At 53.2% G+C, this 15,855-nt stretch carries 11 protein-coding genes; 2 read left to right on the top strand and 9 right to left on the bottom strand.

Translation table 11 applies throughout. The features are described 5' to 3' along the window. Positions 1-106: 106 nt before the first annotated feature. From ACFPMF_RS09460 to ACFPMF_RS09430, 7 genes are all read right to left on the bottom strand, one after another. Positions 107-1,456, bottom strand: coding sequence for a Gfo/Idh/MocA family protein (locus tag ACFPMF_RS09460; RefSeq protein WP_379843638.1), 1,350 nt, complete (start codon positions 1,454-1,456; stop codon positions 107-109). Between the two features lie 205 nt (positions 1,457-1,661). Further along, on the bottom strand, positions 1,662-2,405 hold the full coding sequence (locus ACFPMF_RS09455; protein ID WP_379843635.1) for a 3-keto-disaccharide hydrolase: 744 nt from the start codon (positions 2,403-2,405) through the stop codon (positions 1,662-1,664). Positions 2,406-2,496: 91 nt separating this feature from the next. Further along, positions 2,497-3,420 (bottom strand): sugar phosphate isomerase/epimerase family protein, encoded by a 924-nt coding sequence (locus tag ACFPMF_RS09450; protein WP_379844570.1) that lies wholly within the window; start codon positions 3,418-3,420, stop codon positions 2,497-2,499. A 129-nt stretch (positions 3,421-3,549) separates the two neighbouring features. Next, a complete protein-coding gene (locus tag ACFPMF_RS09445; RefSeq protein WP_379843631.1) occupies positions 3,550-5,250 on the bottom strand; it encodes a RagB/SusD family nutrient uptake outer membrane protein in 1,701 nt (566 codons plus the stop codon). Positions 5,251-5,292: 42 nt separating this feature from the next. After that, entirely contained in the window at positions 5,293-8,463 is a 3,171-nt protein-coding gene (locus ACFPMF_RS09440) for a SusC/RagA family TonB-linked outer membrane protein (protein WP_379843628.1), read from the bottom strand. Between the two features lie 87 nt (positions 8,464-8,550). Then, complete coding sequence (locus tag ACFPMF_RS09435) at positions 8,551-9,378, bottom strand: FecR family protein (RefSeq protein WP_379843625.1); 828 nt, start codon at positions 9,376-9,378, stop codon at positions 8,551-8,553. A 235-nt stretch (positions 9,379-9,613) separates the two neighbouring features. Further along, positions 9,614-10,471 carry a CAP domain-containing protein gene (locus ACFPMF_RS09430; RefSeq protein WP_379843622.1) on the bottom strand — a complete coding sequence of 286 codons (858 nt, stop codon included), beginning with the start codon at positions 10,469-10,471 and terminating at the stop codon, positions 9,614-9,616. A gap of 347 nt (positions 10,472-10,818) precedes the next feature. Here ACFPMF_RS09430 and ACFPMF_RS09425 point away from each other — a divergent pair, with 347 nt between their 5' ends. Beyond that, positions 10,819-12,513: an AMP-binding protein gene (locus ACFPMF_RS09425; protein WP_379843619.1), complete on the top strand. Its 1,695-nt coding sequence runs from the start codon at positions 10,819-10,821 to the stop codon at positions 12,511-12,513. Positions 12,514-12,664: 151 nt separating this feature from the next. Here the strand turns inward: ACFPMF_RS09425 and ACFPMF_RS09420 are convergent, their stop codons facing one another. Further along, on the bottom strand, positions 12,665-13,072 hold the full coding sequence (locus ACFPMF_RS09420) for a hypothetical protein (protein WP_379843616.1): 408 nt from the start codon (positions 13,070-13,072) through the stop codon (positions 12,665-12,667). A gap of 440 nt (positions 13,073-13,512) precedes the next feature. After that, positions 13,513-14,424 carry a nucleotidyltransferase family protein gene (locus tag ACFPMF_RS09415; RefSeq protein ID WP_379843613.1) on the bottom strand — a complete coding sequence of 304 codons (912 nt, stop codon included), beginning with the start codon at positions 14,422-14,424 and terminating at the stop codon, positions 13,513-13,515. Between the two features lie 243 nt (positions 14,425-14,667). On the opposite strand from ACFPMF_RS09415, the gene ACFPMF_RS09410 reads away from it, so the two are divergent. After that, the gene (locus ACFPMF_RS09410; protein WP_379843610.1) at positions 14,668-15,846 is read left to right on the top strand and encodes a homogentisate 1,2-dioxygenase; all 1,179 of its coding nucleotides are present in this window, start codon (positions 14,668-14,670) and stop codon (positions 15,844-15,846) included. The last annotated feature ends 9 nt before the right edge of the window (positions 15,847-15,855 follow it).

The raw sequence follows: 15,855 nt of genomic DNA, 5'->3' as shown, positions 1-15,855 counted from the left end.
AGTTATAAAAACGCGGACTGATCGGATTCGGTGGTCCCAAACGGAAAAATCCGCTCTGGTCCGTTGTCTCCGTTCAATCCGCGTTCGATCAATTTAAACCGTTCAATCAGACCTTTACAATTTTTCCGCTCGCCATCACTTCCTGTTTGGTGCTATCGTAGGTCACACGCTCACCGGTCTGGTAGGCAATCGTCGACATGATGCTGGCCACGGAGTGATTGTACCCGGCTTTGGCGGGCGCATTCGGCTCTTTCCGGCTGCGAACGCACTCCATCCAGTTGCGCATGTGCCGGGAAGTCATCGGGTCGGCACCCGTATTGGCTGAAGTCACCTGTTTTTCGCCGGTGGTTGCCAGAGACTGCTCGGCCAGCAGATTGGCTTTCATACCCATTTCAGCCGCAGCTTTGGCTTCCAGACCACCTTCCGGGCTAATTTTGTTTGTATCCAGGTTAATCATACCCCCGTTCGAGTAGTACAATTCTTTCGTTCCGCCCGCTTCGTTGGTCATCCGCGAACTATACAAAACCTGGAAGCCTTTGCTCTTGTCATTGTCCGGGCCGTAATCAAAAACCGCCGTGAACGTATCGGGGTTTACACGCCCGTCTTTCCAGACATAAATACCACCGTTGGCAACCACACTACGTGGGTGATCATACCCGCTGAACCAGTGTACGGTATCAATCTGGTGCGACATCCATTGGCCCGGAATACCCGATGAATACGGATAGAATAGCCGGAATTCCAGATACTTACGCGGATCCCATTCCACCATCGGGCGGTTCATCAGATAGCGTTTCCAGTCGGTATCCTCTTTCCTGATTTCGGAAACGAGTTTCGCACGGCGCCACCGGCCCGGCTGGTTGACATTCCAGGTCATTTCCACCATGGCGATGTCGCCAAACTTGCCGGATTTGATGTATTCATTGGCGGCCCAGTAGTTCGGCGTGCTCCGGCGCTGCGACCCGACCTGAACAATTTTCTTGCTTTTTTCAACGGCTTTCAGCGCCTTGCGGGCATCTTCCAGCGATTCGGCGAATGGTTTTTCGACGTACACATCCCTTCCGGCTTCCACGGCTTCGGCGCAGTGCAGCGCGTGCTGGAAGTCGGCGGTACTGATAATCACGGCATCGACGTCCTTGCGGTCGTAAAGTTCTTCATTGTTGCGGCATTTGACGAAATTAGGGCCGCTGATAAAGTTTTTTTGTTTCAGATAAGCCTCCGCTTCTTCGCGCCGACGGCTCCAGATGTCGGAAACCGCCACGAATTCAAAATTAAGTTCTTTGGCGTGACTGGCAAAGCTTGGTGCCAGGGCGCCCCGGAAGCGATCCGAAAAGCCGACGATGCCGACCCGTACACGGTCGGCAGAGCCCAGAATCCGGGCGTAGCTGGCGGCTGAAAAGCTCATGCCCAAACCGGCCAGAGCAGATTTCTTTATAAAGTCGCGACGATTTTCCATGCGGTATGTCGTTTAGTTGTTATTGTGTATACGCCTGATGCCTGACAAGAGACTATGAGTGAAAGGCTTATTTATAAAAAGTCTACTATTCCGGATTTACGGTTTTCGGTATACAGTTTTTGGAATACGGTTTTCGGTTTATGGCGTAAAGGTTGATCGGAATGTGTCAGCTACCGTAACCTGAAAACCGTAAACTGTAAACCCGCTACAACGCCTTGATCTTCATGTTCCGGAACGACACGCGGTCGCCGTGGTCCTGAAGCAAAATATGGCCTTTGGGCGCTTCGCCGAACCGGCCGTGGGCATTATACGATGGAGCCTTGTACTTGCTCTGGGCCACCAGATTTCGGAAAGCCTCGCTGCCCCGCTCATACTCCACCACCTTTTTGCCATTCAGCCAGTGTTCAACGTGTGAACCTTTGGAGATAATTCGACCCTGGTTCCACTCGCCGATCGGATTGGCTTTCTTTTCTTTCGCCGGAATCAGGTCGTAGAGCGATCCGACGGTGCGGTTGCCGTCGCGGCCCATTTTGGCATCCGGGTGTTTGTCATCATCCAGGACCTGGTACTCCAGGCCATAGGCCGAACCCGACGGTTTGGGTTGGTGCTCCACCACGAAATACTTTAAGCCACTGTTGGCCCCTTCGGTGAGTTTAAACTCGAACGTCAGGTCAAAGTCGCCGTATTCGCCATCGGTCACAATGTCGCCATAGTGGGTCGATTCCGAACCGTCAGATTTGGTAATGCTCAGCGTTCCATTTTCAATCAGCCAGCCTTTTTCGGGAAACTTGTCCTTATAGGCGCCCCGCCAGCCTTTGGATGTTTTGCCATCAAACAACAGTTGCCAGCCTTCTTTTTTTTCCCTGGCGGTCAGCGTGTTGGGAGCCTGCGGTTTCTCAGCAGCCATCAGGCCAAGACTTAAAACCGCCGTCATCAATAACGTTTTCATAAGTGTATTACTCTGATAACCTCTGATGTCCCCTGATTAACCCTGATTTATAACCTGTTACACAGAGTTGATCAGAGACTATCAGAGCTTATCAGAGGGGAAAATTTAGGGTTTTTGTGATGTAATCCTTGTTGATTTGCGCGCATTGCAGGGGCGTTTTGTTCGGATCGGGAACACCATCGAGTTCGACCACACCCCAGCCTTTGAATTTGATCTTGTCCAAAGCCGCAAAAACCGCCGGAACATCCACGTTCCCCTGCCCCAGTTCTACGAATTTGTAGGCTTTCGGATTGTCCGGTTTTTCGGGCAACGGGCTTTTAGTATCTTTCAGGTGCAGCGTATGCAGCACATCCTTGTATTGCAAAACCGCCTTGGCCGGGTCGCCCCCGCCCTGCTTGTAATGCGCAATATCGAGCAGCAGCCGCACGTATTTCGGATTCATTTCCTGCACCAGCACATCGACCTCCTCCGGAGTCTCCCCCCACTGGTTCATGTGGTTGTGATACGTAGCCTGAACCCCCATATCGGCGGTTTGCTTGCCGATTTCATTCATGACACTCGCCAGTTTTTTGAGTTCTTCGGTTGTCGGTGCCTGACCGCCTTTCCGCAGGCTGTTGGTCATCTGGAACGCCGAACCACCCAATGCTTTGACAAAACTGGCGTGAGCCACGTGCAGATCGACCGTACTCTGGAACTTTGCCGGATCGATTTCCACGTTTCCACTCGAAAACATGGCCAGCTTCAGCTGATACTGATCGAGCAGAGCTTTCAGTTCAGACGGCCTGGTTTTGTACGGCGCAAACGTATTGGCCCGCAGTTGAATCCCCTTATACCCCAGCGAAGACAGGTCTTTGATGGCCTGCTCGTCTTTGCCGCCCCAGGTAATGCCGGAGTAGCCGATTTTCAGGCCTGATTTCTTAGCCGTTTCGGCCAGCAGGTTGGTTTGGGTAGCCAGCGCCAGGGCCGACAACCCGGCGGTGGCCAGAAACTGGCGTCTATTTACGGTATTCTGTATCATTTTATGATTGAAAGATTCCGGAGTAAGAAGAACGTCCGCCCGCGAATCTACTCTCAGGATCGCCACAAACAAACCGGCCCCGAACACGCGGGGCGTTCGGGGCCGGTTCAATCCAACACCGTATTGCTAATAGCCCGGATTCTGGGCAAAAACCGACTTACCATCTGCCCCTTTGGCACTCCGGTCGATCTGGGTTTGCGGAATCGGACGCAGAACGTGATAATCCTTGATATTGACGGCCGCCTGGGGATTGTATTTCTTGACGCGGTCGATCAACAGATTCCAGCGCTTCAGGTCCAGCCAGCGAATTTGTTCCCCGGCCAGCTCACGGGCGCGTTCTTCCATGATGGTTTCCATCGTCAGGTCTTTTGCCGTCAACAGCATGGCCTCTTTTTTCCCCGGCCAGCCCGCCCGGTAACGCACCTCATTAATAGCCGTTACGGCCTCGGCAACATTACCGGATTGCAGCAGCGCTTCGGCCTGCATCAAATATACGTCGGCCAGCCGGAACACAAAATAGTCGCGACTCCCCGGCTCATAGGTGAGGTCCGGTCGTTTGGTATCGAAAAACTTGATGAGCGTGGGAAACAACGCTTCGTTATACATGCTGGGTACCAGTACCTGGTATTTCCTGGCGGCCCGCTGGGCCTTGGTCCACTCGACGCCGGGCATATAGATGGCCGTGTCACCAGCCGCAAACGTGAGCTTGGCCTTCGAATCATCGAACGACGGGTTGAGATTAGCGCCGGGGTTGTTGCTGAGCCAGGTATCGCGGAACATTTTCTTATACCGCGAATCGTTGGTGCGGTCGGCCAGAACCGTGTTCAGGAAATAGGCGGTAGGCCGTAACCGCTTGAACGGACGACCGTAAAACACATCCCGCTTCAGGCCCGGCTGCACATCGTACTGCATCCCGAAGAACAGGTGCAGGTTGTTGCCCCCGTTAGCAGCCCCCGTGTTGTTGGTGAGGTTCGTCAGCGGATCAGATGTATACTGGGTGGCAAATACGATTTCACTATTCACCTGGTTGTTTTCATCGAATACACTGGCAAAATCGTCGAGCAGTTTGAAACCGTAGGCCGTCGTAACGTTCTTGCAGAGCGCTGCGGCTTTGCTGAAGTCGTCGGCTGCTTTGGACGTCGAATAGGCTTTGGTCAGATACACTTTGGCCAACAGGGTCTCGGCCGCCGGTTTTGTGGCCCGCCCATAGTCTGCCGACTGCGCTTTGGCTTCCAGATCCGCAACGGCCTCGGTCAGGTCCTTGATAATCTGCGTATACATTTCAGCCTCCGAAGCCCGCTTGGTTTCTTTGGTCGGCGCCAGCGTTTCGGTCAGCCGCAGATCGACACCGCCCCACTGCATGAAGAGCAGATAGTAGTAGTGAGCCCGTAAAAACTTGGCTTCGGCCACCCGGACTTTCTTCACCGCATCGGTAATTCCGGTCACGCTGGGTGCCCGGTCGATGATGGCGTTGCAGGTATTGATGCCCTTGTACAATTCATCCCAGGTGTTGATGAGGTAATCGACCGTTGGGTTCAACTGGCCATCGTAGAAGTGGAAGCCCTTGTAGCCCCCGTCGGCCCCGGTTGCGTAAATATCCGTCCCGTACTCCGACATGGTCAGCCCCTGCTGGCTGCCGTAGTAATAGCGGAGCGTCGAATAGGCGGCCTTGACTGCATCCTCGAAGCCCTTGGTGGTATTCATGTAATCGTTGCCGATTCCCGAGACGACTTCTTCGTCCAGGACATCTTTACACGACTGGCTTACCAGCAGCATCGTCGCCAGGCCAGCGATTTTTATGGATTTTTTTATAGTTCTGATTTTCATCTTTTTAATAGCTAAAACCGTGTTTTTAACTTCACTTCCGGATTAGAATCGGACGTTCAGCCCGAAGGTGGTTACCATCGTGGCCGGCACCACCCCGGTTTCACTCAGGGCTAAGCCTGTTGTTTCCGGATCGATCCCGTTGTATTTGTTCCGGTATTCCGACCAGATGAACGGTTGCTGAATGCTGGTGTATACCCGTAACGATTCCATTCCCAGCTTTTTAGCGATGACCGGGCTAAAGTTATAGCCGAAGTTGATGTTCCGCAGCTTCACAAACGTTCCGTCGAAAAACGAGATCGTGGTGTTGTAAACCGGGAATTCCTGCGTGCTCTTGGGCCGGGGGAATTCGTTGGTCGGGTTGTTCGGCGTCCAGTAATCCACTTTAATCTGCTGATAGCGTCCGGCCAGGGCATTCCGGTTGCGGTGGAAATCGCTCCGAAGCAGGTTGCCAAACCGGCCAAAGAAGAAGAACGACAGATCGAATCCTTTGTAATTGAAGCGATTGGTAATCCCGGCACTGAATTTCGGCACATCGGAGCCGATGATCACCCGGTCGTCGGCATTGATCCGGCCATCGCCGTTGGTATCCTGGATCTTGATCTGACCGACTTCGCTGGCAAATTGCTTGGCCTGATCCGCTTCCGACGTCTGCCAGATGCCCAGTTTCTTGTAATCGTACACGGTGCTCAGTGGGCGGCCAATAAACCAGCCATTCCCGATATCATCGACTTTCCCGTTGTACAGCGACACGATGGCCTCCGTGTTCTTCATGAACGTGAAATCGGTCTGCCATTTAAAGCCGCCGGCCGAATTGATGTTAAAGGTGGTAAAGCCCAGTTCGATCCCCCGGTTGCGGGTTTCGCCCACATTCCGCGTCACCGCACCGAAGCCGACGGAGCCCGGTAGCTGATCGGCCAGCAGCAGGGCGGTGGTGTTGGTCTGGTACAGTTCGAGCGACCCCTGCAAACGGCCCTGCCAGAAGCTGAAATCAACCCCGAAGTTGACGGTGGCCGAGGTCTCCCAGCGCAGGTCGGGATTACCAATGGTGTTGGGCCGGTAGCCGAAGGCCGGTGTGGCGTTCCAGGCATAGGCAGTGCGGCCCAATAGCCCCTGCGTCTGGTAGGGAGCTACCGCCGTGTTTCCCACCGCACCATAACCGGCCCGCAGTTTCAGCAGATCGATCCAGGTTACGCTTTTCAGAAACGGTTCATTGCTGATGTTCCAGCCGAGCGCCACCCCGGGGAAGTTCCCATACTTCGTGTTTTCCCCAAACCGGCTCGAACCGTCGCGCCGGATGGTAGCCGTCAGCAGGTACTTATCGTTGAAATCATAGTTGACCCGGGCCATATACGAGTTGATGGTCCATTGAATCAGCTCGCTGGCCGTAGCCTGCACGGAAGAGGCTGCCCCCAGATTATAAAACTGCTGCGTTTCGGCCGGAATGCCCTGAACGTCGGTGCGGTAGCGTTCGTAATTATCCCGCTGAATGGAGTGGAGCAGGGTTACGTTCAGGTTGTGCTTCTCCTTAAACGTTTTCGAGTAGGTTACAATATTTTCCAGCGTCCAGTTAAAGCCGAAACGGTTTTCATTCATGGCTTGCGGATCACCCAATTTCCGGGCGTTGGTGCGGGCCCCAATAAACCGTCCCCAGCGGGCCAGCGTAAAATCCGGCCCAAAGTTGACCCGGTATTTCAGGCCGTCCATAATTTTCGCTTCCGCGTACAGGCTGTTGAACATCCGGTACTTTTTGGTTTGGTCAATCTGCGCGCCGGGTACGATTTCGGCCAAGGGGTTGGTCAGCAGGGCATCGTTGGTGGGCGAGAAAATAATATTCCCATTGTCATCATACGGAGCCGCCAGCGGGTTCTGCTGAATCGTAAACTGGTACGGGTTCAGGTTTTCACCGTTGCGTTCGCTGTACATCAGGTACGACGACAGCCCCACCTTCAGGACCTTATTAATCTGATGGTCGATATTGGCCCGCAAGGTATACCGGGTGAAATCCAGTCCTTCCGAAACCCCTTTATCTTTGAAGTAGCCCGCCGATATATAAAATTGCGTGCGTTCGCTGCCGCCCTGAACACCCAGGGAATGGTTTTGCACAAATCCGTTTTTCAGGATCAGGTCCTGCCAATCGGTATTGGTGCCGTTGGCCAGCCCTTTCGCAACGGCCGGGTCGCCCCCCAATACGGCCACTTTCGCATCGGCAGCAGCATCCGCCACCCCCGTCGGAACCGGCTTGCCACCGGCATCATTGTAGCCGCCCGTTGCCCGGTACGACTCCCGGACAAATTCGGCAAACTCGGGTCCGCTGAACAGTTCAAGCTTGTCCAGAGGTCGCGATACCCCAACGTACCCATCGTACGATACGGTGGTTTTGCCTTTCTGAGCCCCCCGTTTGGTCGTAATCAGCACCACGCCATTGGCGCCCCGCGCCCCATAAATGGCCGTTGCCGTTGCGTCTTTCAGCACCTCCATGGAGGCTACATCGCTCGGGTTCATGTCTTCATACCCGCCCGCAAGCGGAATTCCATCGACCACATACAGCGGGTCGTTACTGGCACTGAACGAGCGACGCCCCCGAATCCGGATGGTGGGCACCGTACCCGGTTTTGACCCGGTTTGCGTGACATCGACCCCGGCCGCCCGGCCCTGTAAAGCCTGGCCCAGGTTCGTGATCGGCATTTCCTGGATTTCTTTCGCCGTAACCTGGGTAATGGCCCCGGTCAACTGACTCTTTTTCTGCGTACCGTACCCCACCACGACGACTTCATTCAGCGTCCGGTCGTCCGCTTTCAGCGAGATATTAACCGTAGTGCGGTTTCCGACGGTTATTTCCTGCGAAATAAAACCGACGGACGAAAAAACCAGCACCGCATCACCGTTCGGAACGGCCAGCCGGTAACTCCCCTCGGCATCGCTGGTGGTTCCGCGCGTCGATCCTTTCACGGCGATGTTTACACCGGGCAGCGCGGTGTTGTCTTCCGAGGAGAGAACCCGCCCCGTAATGGTGCGTTCCTGAAGAACCGGATTGGTGAAGGTGGCCGCCGGGCGGTTGAGAATGACTTTCGCGCGGACAGCAGGAAGGGCGGTTTCGGCCTGAGCAGGCAGGCTACCAGCCAACAGACCGGCCAGTCCGCAAGCGAGCAGACGCACTCCTGTCATAGACCGGTTTGGCCGGAAAATGGAAAATTCCGTAATGTTCGATTTCATACATGTAGAGATTGGTTGTTTTAAAATATAGTAATAGAGATTGATTGCTTATGAATAGAGAGTGGTAGATGCTGCGTGCGCTAACCCTTAGCTGGCCGGCACATTCTCTACATGAGTATTAGGGTCAATGAATGATGTTTTGTTCTGGACGGTGACGGGCGTGGGAATCTCGACGGATTCGCCCGGTTTCATTTCAATGATCTGCGGGCCATCGTTCAGCATCAGCTTGATTTTCCCGGCCGACAGTTCGACCCGGGTTCCTTTTTTGCGTTGCGAAACGTTAAACCGTGTTCCCTCCGCTTCAACCGTCAGGGTGGTGGTATGCACCCGGAATTTACTGTCTTCACCCGAACCCGGTCGTTCGGCGACGGTGAAAAACGCTTCCCCTTCGAGCCAGACGGCCCGTGGCACTTCGCCGGACCAGACGCGGGCGTACCGAATCTGGCTGTTGCCAATCAGTTTTACCAGCGTTCCGTCGGGCAGCTGCACGGTTTTTGCGACGCCATCCGGTGTCCGGACGGTTTTCATGGCGTGCGACCACTGCATCCAGAGTACCCAGCCGATGAATAGCAAAATACCGGCGACGGCACTCACCCAGCGGAAAATATACCAGTTGGTCACCCAGCTCTGAATTTCGGGCTGGAGCGGTTGCAATTCCGGCATTTCCTGAATCGATGACCGGATTCGCCCCCATAACGAGACTACTTCCTCACTTTCCAGCGATCGGGAAGCCGGATTCGACGCCAGCAAAACCAGCTCGCGGGCGGTTTCTACGACTTCAATACGATTAGAATGGTGATTCAGCCAACCCTCCCAAAATGCCGCAACTTCGGCATCCTCAGGATGTTGAACCCACCGAATAAACAATTCGTCAGCGGCTAACTCCTCGGCAGTATAGGCGGAGAAGTGTCTCATTTAGTATTTTTTGTAGATAAAGTTTACAATGCCATAAAGTAGCCCTGTGGAGCGTTCTACTTGCTACCTTCTGAATTTTACCAACAAGACTATTTTTCCATCTCTGTTTTTTTACTTGCGGGTAAAGTTTAGGGCGAAAAGAGCCAAATGAAGTAGATTTTTCAATTTATACTTAAGTATTTTTTCTATATGCACAGAAAAATTTAACCAGCATCAAAACCGGGTCGGAGGAACTTTACGGAAGGGAGTATGAACAGTCCGGAGCCGGATCAACCAGATTCATCACCACCACATGGCCAACCCGCTGAAAACCCTGCATGTTGGCGCAGGGGCCATACTCAGCTTTTGTTGCCAGCCCCACGCCCAGAAAGCCTTCGCTGGTGGCCGGGCCGTGGTTGTTGTGAAAACCCTGTCCGCCGGACGCATCCCTGTCCTGAATCAGCAGCGTTTCGCGGTGTCCCCAGGCGACCACCGCATCCTGGTACATCCAGGAAAAAATGGCCTGTTCCACGATAAACGGGGGCATTTCGAGCACCGGTTTGTCACTGGTGTAGTAGCAGAACATGTAAATATTTTCGGCCCTCGCCATGAATTCGTAGCATTTTCCGCCAAAAACCGCCTGAGCGGTAATGCGTTGCAGTGCGTTTTGCCCATCGTGGCTAGTGTGCCCGAAAAAATCATGGGTCGTCATTTCCAGGGCGTGGCGCCGGGCGACCTCATTCAGATGGGTTTCGAGCCCTTCCAGGGGCAGCCCCCGCCCTTTTCCGGCCCCGTAATCGACCCCGGCCCGCGCGGTTCGTTCCTGGTTGGTCAACCATAAAGCCCGATCGACGGCGGAAAGCTGCCGGTAATTTTCGGGCAACCTCAAGCTGCCGAGTCGATTGGCGGGCAGCTTCATCTGCTTTTCTTCCTGCCGCCGGGCAAAATTGAAGGCGTTGACGACCTGATCTGCCCGGTCAAAAACCGGAAAACCATTCGGAGCACTGGTGAGCGCCGGGTCGTGGGGTAATTTGATATCAGCCTTCAGGTTTTTCGGCGACTGACCGAAAGTAAAACCCACACTCAGCAGAAGAAGGATCAGAATGGTTCGCATTGAATGAAAAGCCAAATGAGCAACAAGGGACAGGAAAACCGCCGTTAAATGTACACGAAAGGCCACAAAAAGCCAGCTCGCAATTTGGGATAGCAACGGTCGGAACGATCCGGACGGCGGTCACCCGTCTCTTTAAGACGGCATTCCGCGCTTTCCGTAACGGACATTGCCCAAAAACCGTAAGTGCTTTATTTATCAGACACACGACATGTGTGACCCTTTTATACTGCCAACGTCGAACCGGTTAATTTTCAGGACAGTTCGCTAAATATTTCCGCATTAACTACAATTATTTCAAAAACAAGTACTATTTTACATCTTTAATATCCAGCCAAACGTTTCGGACCATGAATACGCTACGCTCTGACTTCCAGAAAGGGCAGACGCTGCTTGACTATTTTTACTATTGGGAGAAACAACAACCCAAAAAAGTCTATCTGCGCCAACCCCAGGGCGACCGCTACCTGGATTTCACCTGGCGCGCCGTCGGCAAGCAGGCCCGTACGCTGGCTACCTATCTCAACTCGCTCGGTCTCCCGCCCAAAAGCAACATTGGTCTCCTTTCGAAAAACTGCGCCCACTGGATAATTGCCGATCTGGCGATTCTGCTCAGTGGCCACGTTTCTGTCCCTTTCTATCCGACCCTGACAGCCAACCAGTTACGCCAGGTGCTGGACCATAGCGATTGTTCGGTCCTGTTTGTCGGCAAGCTTGATAAGTGGGATGAGATGAAAACCGGCGTCCCCTATTCCTTGCATTGCATCGCCTTTCCGGCAGAGTCCCTGTCGGGCGGCCAGCCTGACCCGGATCATGCCCAGTGGGCTGATATTCTGGCCCGGTTTGAGCCCATGACGGACAATCCGCAGCCGCATTCCGACGATTTATTCACAATTGTGTATACGTCCGGCACCATCGGCAATCCCAAAGGGGTGAAAATGCCGTATAAGGCGATGATCAGCGCCATCGACGCGACCAAACCGCTGATGCATGTCGATGTCCCCGAGCCGCGGTTTTTCTCGTATTTGCCACTTTGCCACATCGCCGAACGCAACATGGTCGAAGCCCTGAGCCTCATTACGGGCGGAACCGTCTACTTCGTGGAGTCGATGGCGACGTTTGCCCGGAACCTGGCTACGGCCCGACCGACGCATTTTCTGGGTGTTCCCCGCATCTGGCTGAAATTTCAGCAGAATATCCTGGCAAAATTACCCCAGCCACAACTTGATCGGCTCCTTAAACTTCCGCTTGTTTCCGGTTTGGTTAAACGCAGTCTGCGCGTGGCGCTGGGCCTGAACAACGCCCGGCTGATCCTAACGGGAGCCGCTCCGACGCCCGTGCCGCTGATCAGGTGGTTCCGCCAGTTGGGAATCCATATTCAGGAAGCCTACGGAATGACCGAGAACCTGGGCGTGGTTTCGCTGATGCCGCCCGATACCATCAGGGACGGAACGGTAGGCAAGTTATACGAAGGTATTCAGGTAAAATTTGATCCGATCACCGGCGAATTGATGACCCGCTCCGACTGGTCGATGCGCGGCTATTTCCGCGAACCGGACATGACGGCTGCGGCCCTGGATTCTGAAGGCTGGCTCCATACCGGCGATGTCGGTTCGCTCGACGAGGAAGGTTTTTTAACGATTATGGGCCGGGTCAAGGAAATCTATAAAACCACCAAAGGCGAGTATGTGGCCCCGGCGCTCATCGAAACCGGTTTTTCCGAAAACAGTTTTGTCGATCAGATTTGCGTAGCCGTTCAGCAGCTCCCGCAACCGATTGCCCTCATTGTACTCTCCGAAACCGGTCAGAAGGCCGAAAAGGACGAAGTATCCCAAAGCCTGGAAGAAACACTCAACACCCTGAACCCCAGCTTACACACCTACCAGCGGGTGAAAAAAGCAGTTATTGTTAAAGAACCGTGGACCGTTGATAACGACATGATGACACCTTCGCTGAAAATCAGACGTAAAATCATCGAATCCCGCTACCAACCCAAGCTCCAACCCTGGCTCGAGCGGGAGGAAACGGTAATCTGGGAAGGGTAATTTTGGAGGATAAACGAGGAATTGGTTGAAAAACCGTTCGTCATTGAAAAATGAAACGGCCGGCTGATTCAAGAACCAGCCGGCCGTTTCATTTACGATTGTTGACAAAGTGGACGAGAATCAGGAGGTCAAAGCGGAATTAGCCGAAGGCTTAGTTCCGCGCCAGAACCACACGACTTACCTGCGTTTGAATGGCAAATGATTGCGATACGCGCTCTTTGCCATACGATACTTCGATGACGTATTTCCCGTCGGCCAGTTGCGACAAGTCAAACACGCGGCCGGTTTTTTCCTGCTTCGACAGCGTGCCATTGTATAAGCGGTTATTCGAATCGTCGGAGATCAGGACGTTCACTTTCTCTTCAACGGGCAGATTCACCGACACTTTGAATTTCAGATTACCGACTTCGCGGATAGAAACCGGCGCTGCTTTAGCTTCTGCTTTCGGACCATCCAGGACCCGGGCAGTAGCGGATGAAGGGGCAACAGCCAGTAAAGACGTTGCGGCCAGAACAGCCAGGCCTAACTTGGCAGTATTTTGAACAAATTTCGTTTTCATGATCTTTCTTAAGGTTGTATTCAGACTCGTTATAGTACAATAAACAAACTGCTTACCCTACCAAACTCTTGTCAACTGCTTTGTTGATACAAATTTATACGCTACTGAATACAAGTCAATTACCAAATTATTAATTCTTAAAAAGTTGTTTATAATTTGAAGCTTAAAATCAAAAAAATACAATACTTTACGGTAGTATGCTACTAATACTTTAAAAAGTGAAATGCGGTTTTTACCGAATATTTTTCGGCCGAAAGTAAATAATGCAAACTATTCCTCCCGGAATGAAAAAAGGCCCCAACCTGTGTGGTCGGAGCCTTACGTCCAATCGTGTACTAAACCTATATTTTACCCTATTTTACCACAATACGGTTATTTTTACCCGATGAAATGATAAAAAACAGTTGGGATTGCGAACCTAGCCACCCCATCCGGGAAAACTACCATAACTTCGCCGGGTACTTCCCCGCATCGTGCAACCGTTTCAGTGAAGCCTGTACCAGCGGTTTGTCTTCCGGGTAGGTTACCCCAAACCATTCGGAACGGCTGCGGAATACTTTGCACCGTCCCTGCTGCCTCCGGATCAGGTTGGTCATGATGGTCGGGATATAGAACTCGGCCTTGGGCGAATCAAAATTGGCCCGGGCATACTCGGCAAACTGCTCCTGCGCGTACGGAAAAACCGATGGTTTGAAGCCCCAGAAATTCATGGAAACCGGGGTTTCGGGAGCCAGCGGAGTCAGACCGTCCGGTTCTTCAAACACAATCTGTCCAGGCGTTTCGCCGTCTTCCTGCCGGTAAATTTTGGTCCGCTCGATCACCGACGCCAGCGTTTGGTCGGCATTGAGGTCGCAGACACCCCGCGATACCGAGCCATAATCCGACAGGGTATTCTGGATTTCGTACCCCACGAGCGCGTGCAGATCGTCGGCGGTATCGGTTTTCAAAAAATCCGCCAGGATTTCAAACGCTTCCTTTCCGTAAAAATCGTCGGCGTTGATGATGGCAAACGGCGTATCGGTTTGCTCCCAGGCACAAAGCATGGCGTGGCCGGTTCCCCAGGGTTTCGTCCGTTGCACAGCCCCGAGTTCGGCCGGAACGTGAGAATCCAGGGCCTGAATGGCAAATGCCACCTCCAGTCGGCCCGCCAGCTTCGGCAGGAATATTTCTTCAAAATCGTTCTTCAATTCTTCCCGAATAATGAAAACGACCTTGCCAAAACCGGCCCGAATCGCGTCGTAAAGGGAATAATCGATGATGGTCTCGCCATTGGGCCCAAATTGATCCAGTTGTTTGATTCCACCGTAGCGACTGCCAATACCGGCGGCCAAAATCAGGAGTGTGGGTTGCATCAGGTTCGTTCTGTTGAAAGTCAGTAAATAGAAGGGTTAAGTGCGGGCAAAAATAAGGAAATGCGGCATGGTCTCTATAGCGGTTGGCGTTAAATGCGCGTTAGGCCCCGGAAATCCGTAAAATCAATTTATAAGAAAATTTATTCTCAAAATTGTTCAATATAATTATTAATTAGCGTTATAATTGTAAGCTAAACAATAATTAGTAAGACAATCAATAGAGGTAAAAAATCATTCGATGCCATGCCTTTTTACCACACCCTGGGACACATTGCGCCGAAGCGACACACGCAGTTTGAAAAACCGCCGGGCCCGAACGGCACAGGAGGCCTGTACTATGAGCAGTTGTTCGGCACCATCGGTTTTGAAGGCATGTCGTCGCTGCTCTACCATATTCACCGGCCGACGATGGTCAAGGCCGTTCTCGAAAGTGTCGAAACCGCCCCCCGGGTAGCCGTTGAAAAAAATATGCTGTCGCGCAAACTGATTGGTTTCGAGCTGCCCCCCAGCCCGTCCGATTTTCTGGAAAGCCGGGTCCCGTTGCTGGTCAATCGGGATGTAACGCTGGGCCTGGCGGCTCCAACCGGCTCGATGACCAATTACTTTTACAAGAATGCCGACGCCGATGAGCTGCTGTTTATTCACCGCGGATCGGGCCGGCTCCGGACCTTGCTGGGCACCATTCCGTTCGAATACGGCGACTACCTGATCATCCCGCGCGGCATGATCTACCAGATCGAGTTCGACCCCATAACTCAGCCGCGCCTGCTGTATCTGGAATCGCATTCACCGATTTACACGCCCAAACGGTACCGCAACCAGTTCGGCCAGTTGCTCGAGCATTCGCCGTTCTGCGAGCGGGACATCAAACGCCCGCAACACCTCGAAACCCACGACGAAACCGGCGATTTTCTGATCAAAATCAAAAAGCAGAGCGCCCTGCATTCACTGGTTTATGCCACGCATCCGTTCGACGTGGTGGGCTGGGATGGCTATAATTTCCCGTACGGTTTTTCGATTTTCAATTTTGAACCGATTACGGGCCGGGTTCATCAGCCCCCGCCGGTTCACCAGACCTTTCAGACCGATGCCTTTGTGGTTTGTTCGTTCTGCCCCAGGCTGTACGACTATCACCCAAAAGCGATTCCGGCCCCGTACAACCACTCCAACATCGACTCCGACGAAGTGATTTACTACGTCGATGGCGATTTCATGAGCCGCAACGACATTGCCCCGGGGCATATTACGCTGCATCCGGGCGGGATTCCGCACGGGCCGCATCCCGGCGCGATGGAGCGGAGCATCGGCAAAAAAGAAACGCAGGAATACGCCGTGATGGTCGATACGTTCCGCCCGCTGATGCTGACGGAAGACGCGCTCACCCTCGACGATGGAGCGTATTACCAATCCTGGATGGAATAAACGCATCAA

Origin of the sequence: Larkinella bovis (assembly GCF_042655385.1) — a bacterium.
In the GTDB taxonomy this organism is placed as follows: Bacteria; Bacteroidota; Bacteroidia; order Cytophagales; family Spirosomataceae; genus Larkinella; species Larkinella bovis.
Note: the sequence above shows the minus strand (reverse complement) of the source record. Positions and strands in the feature narration are given on the sequence as shown.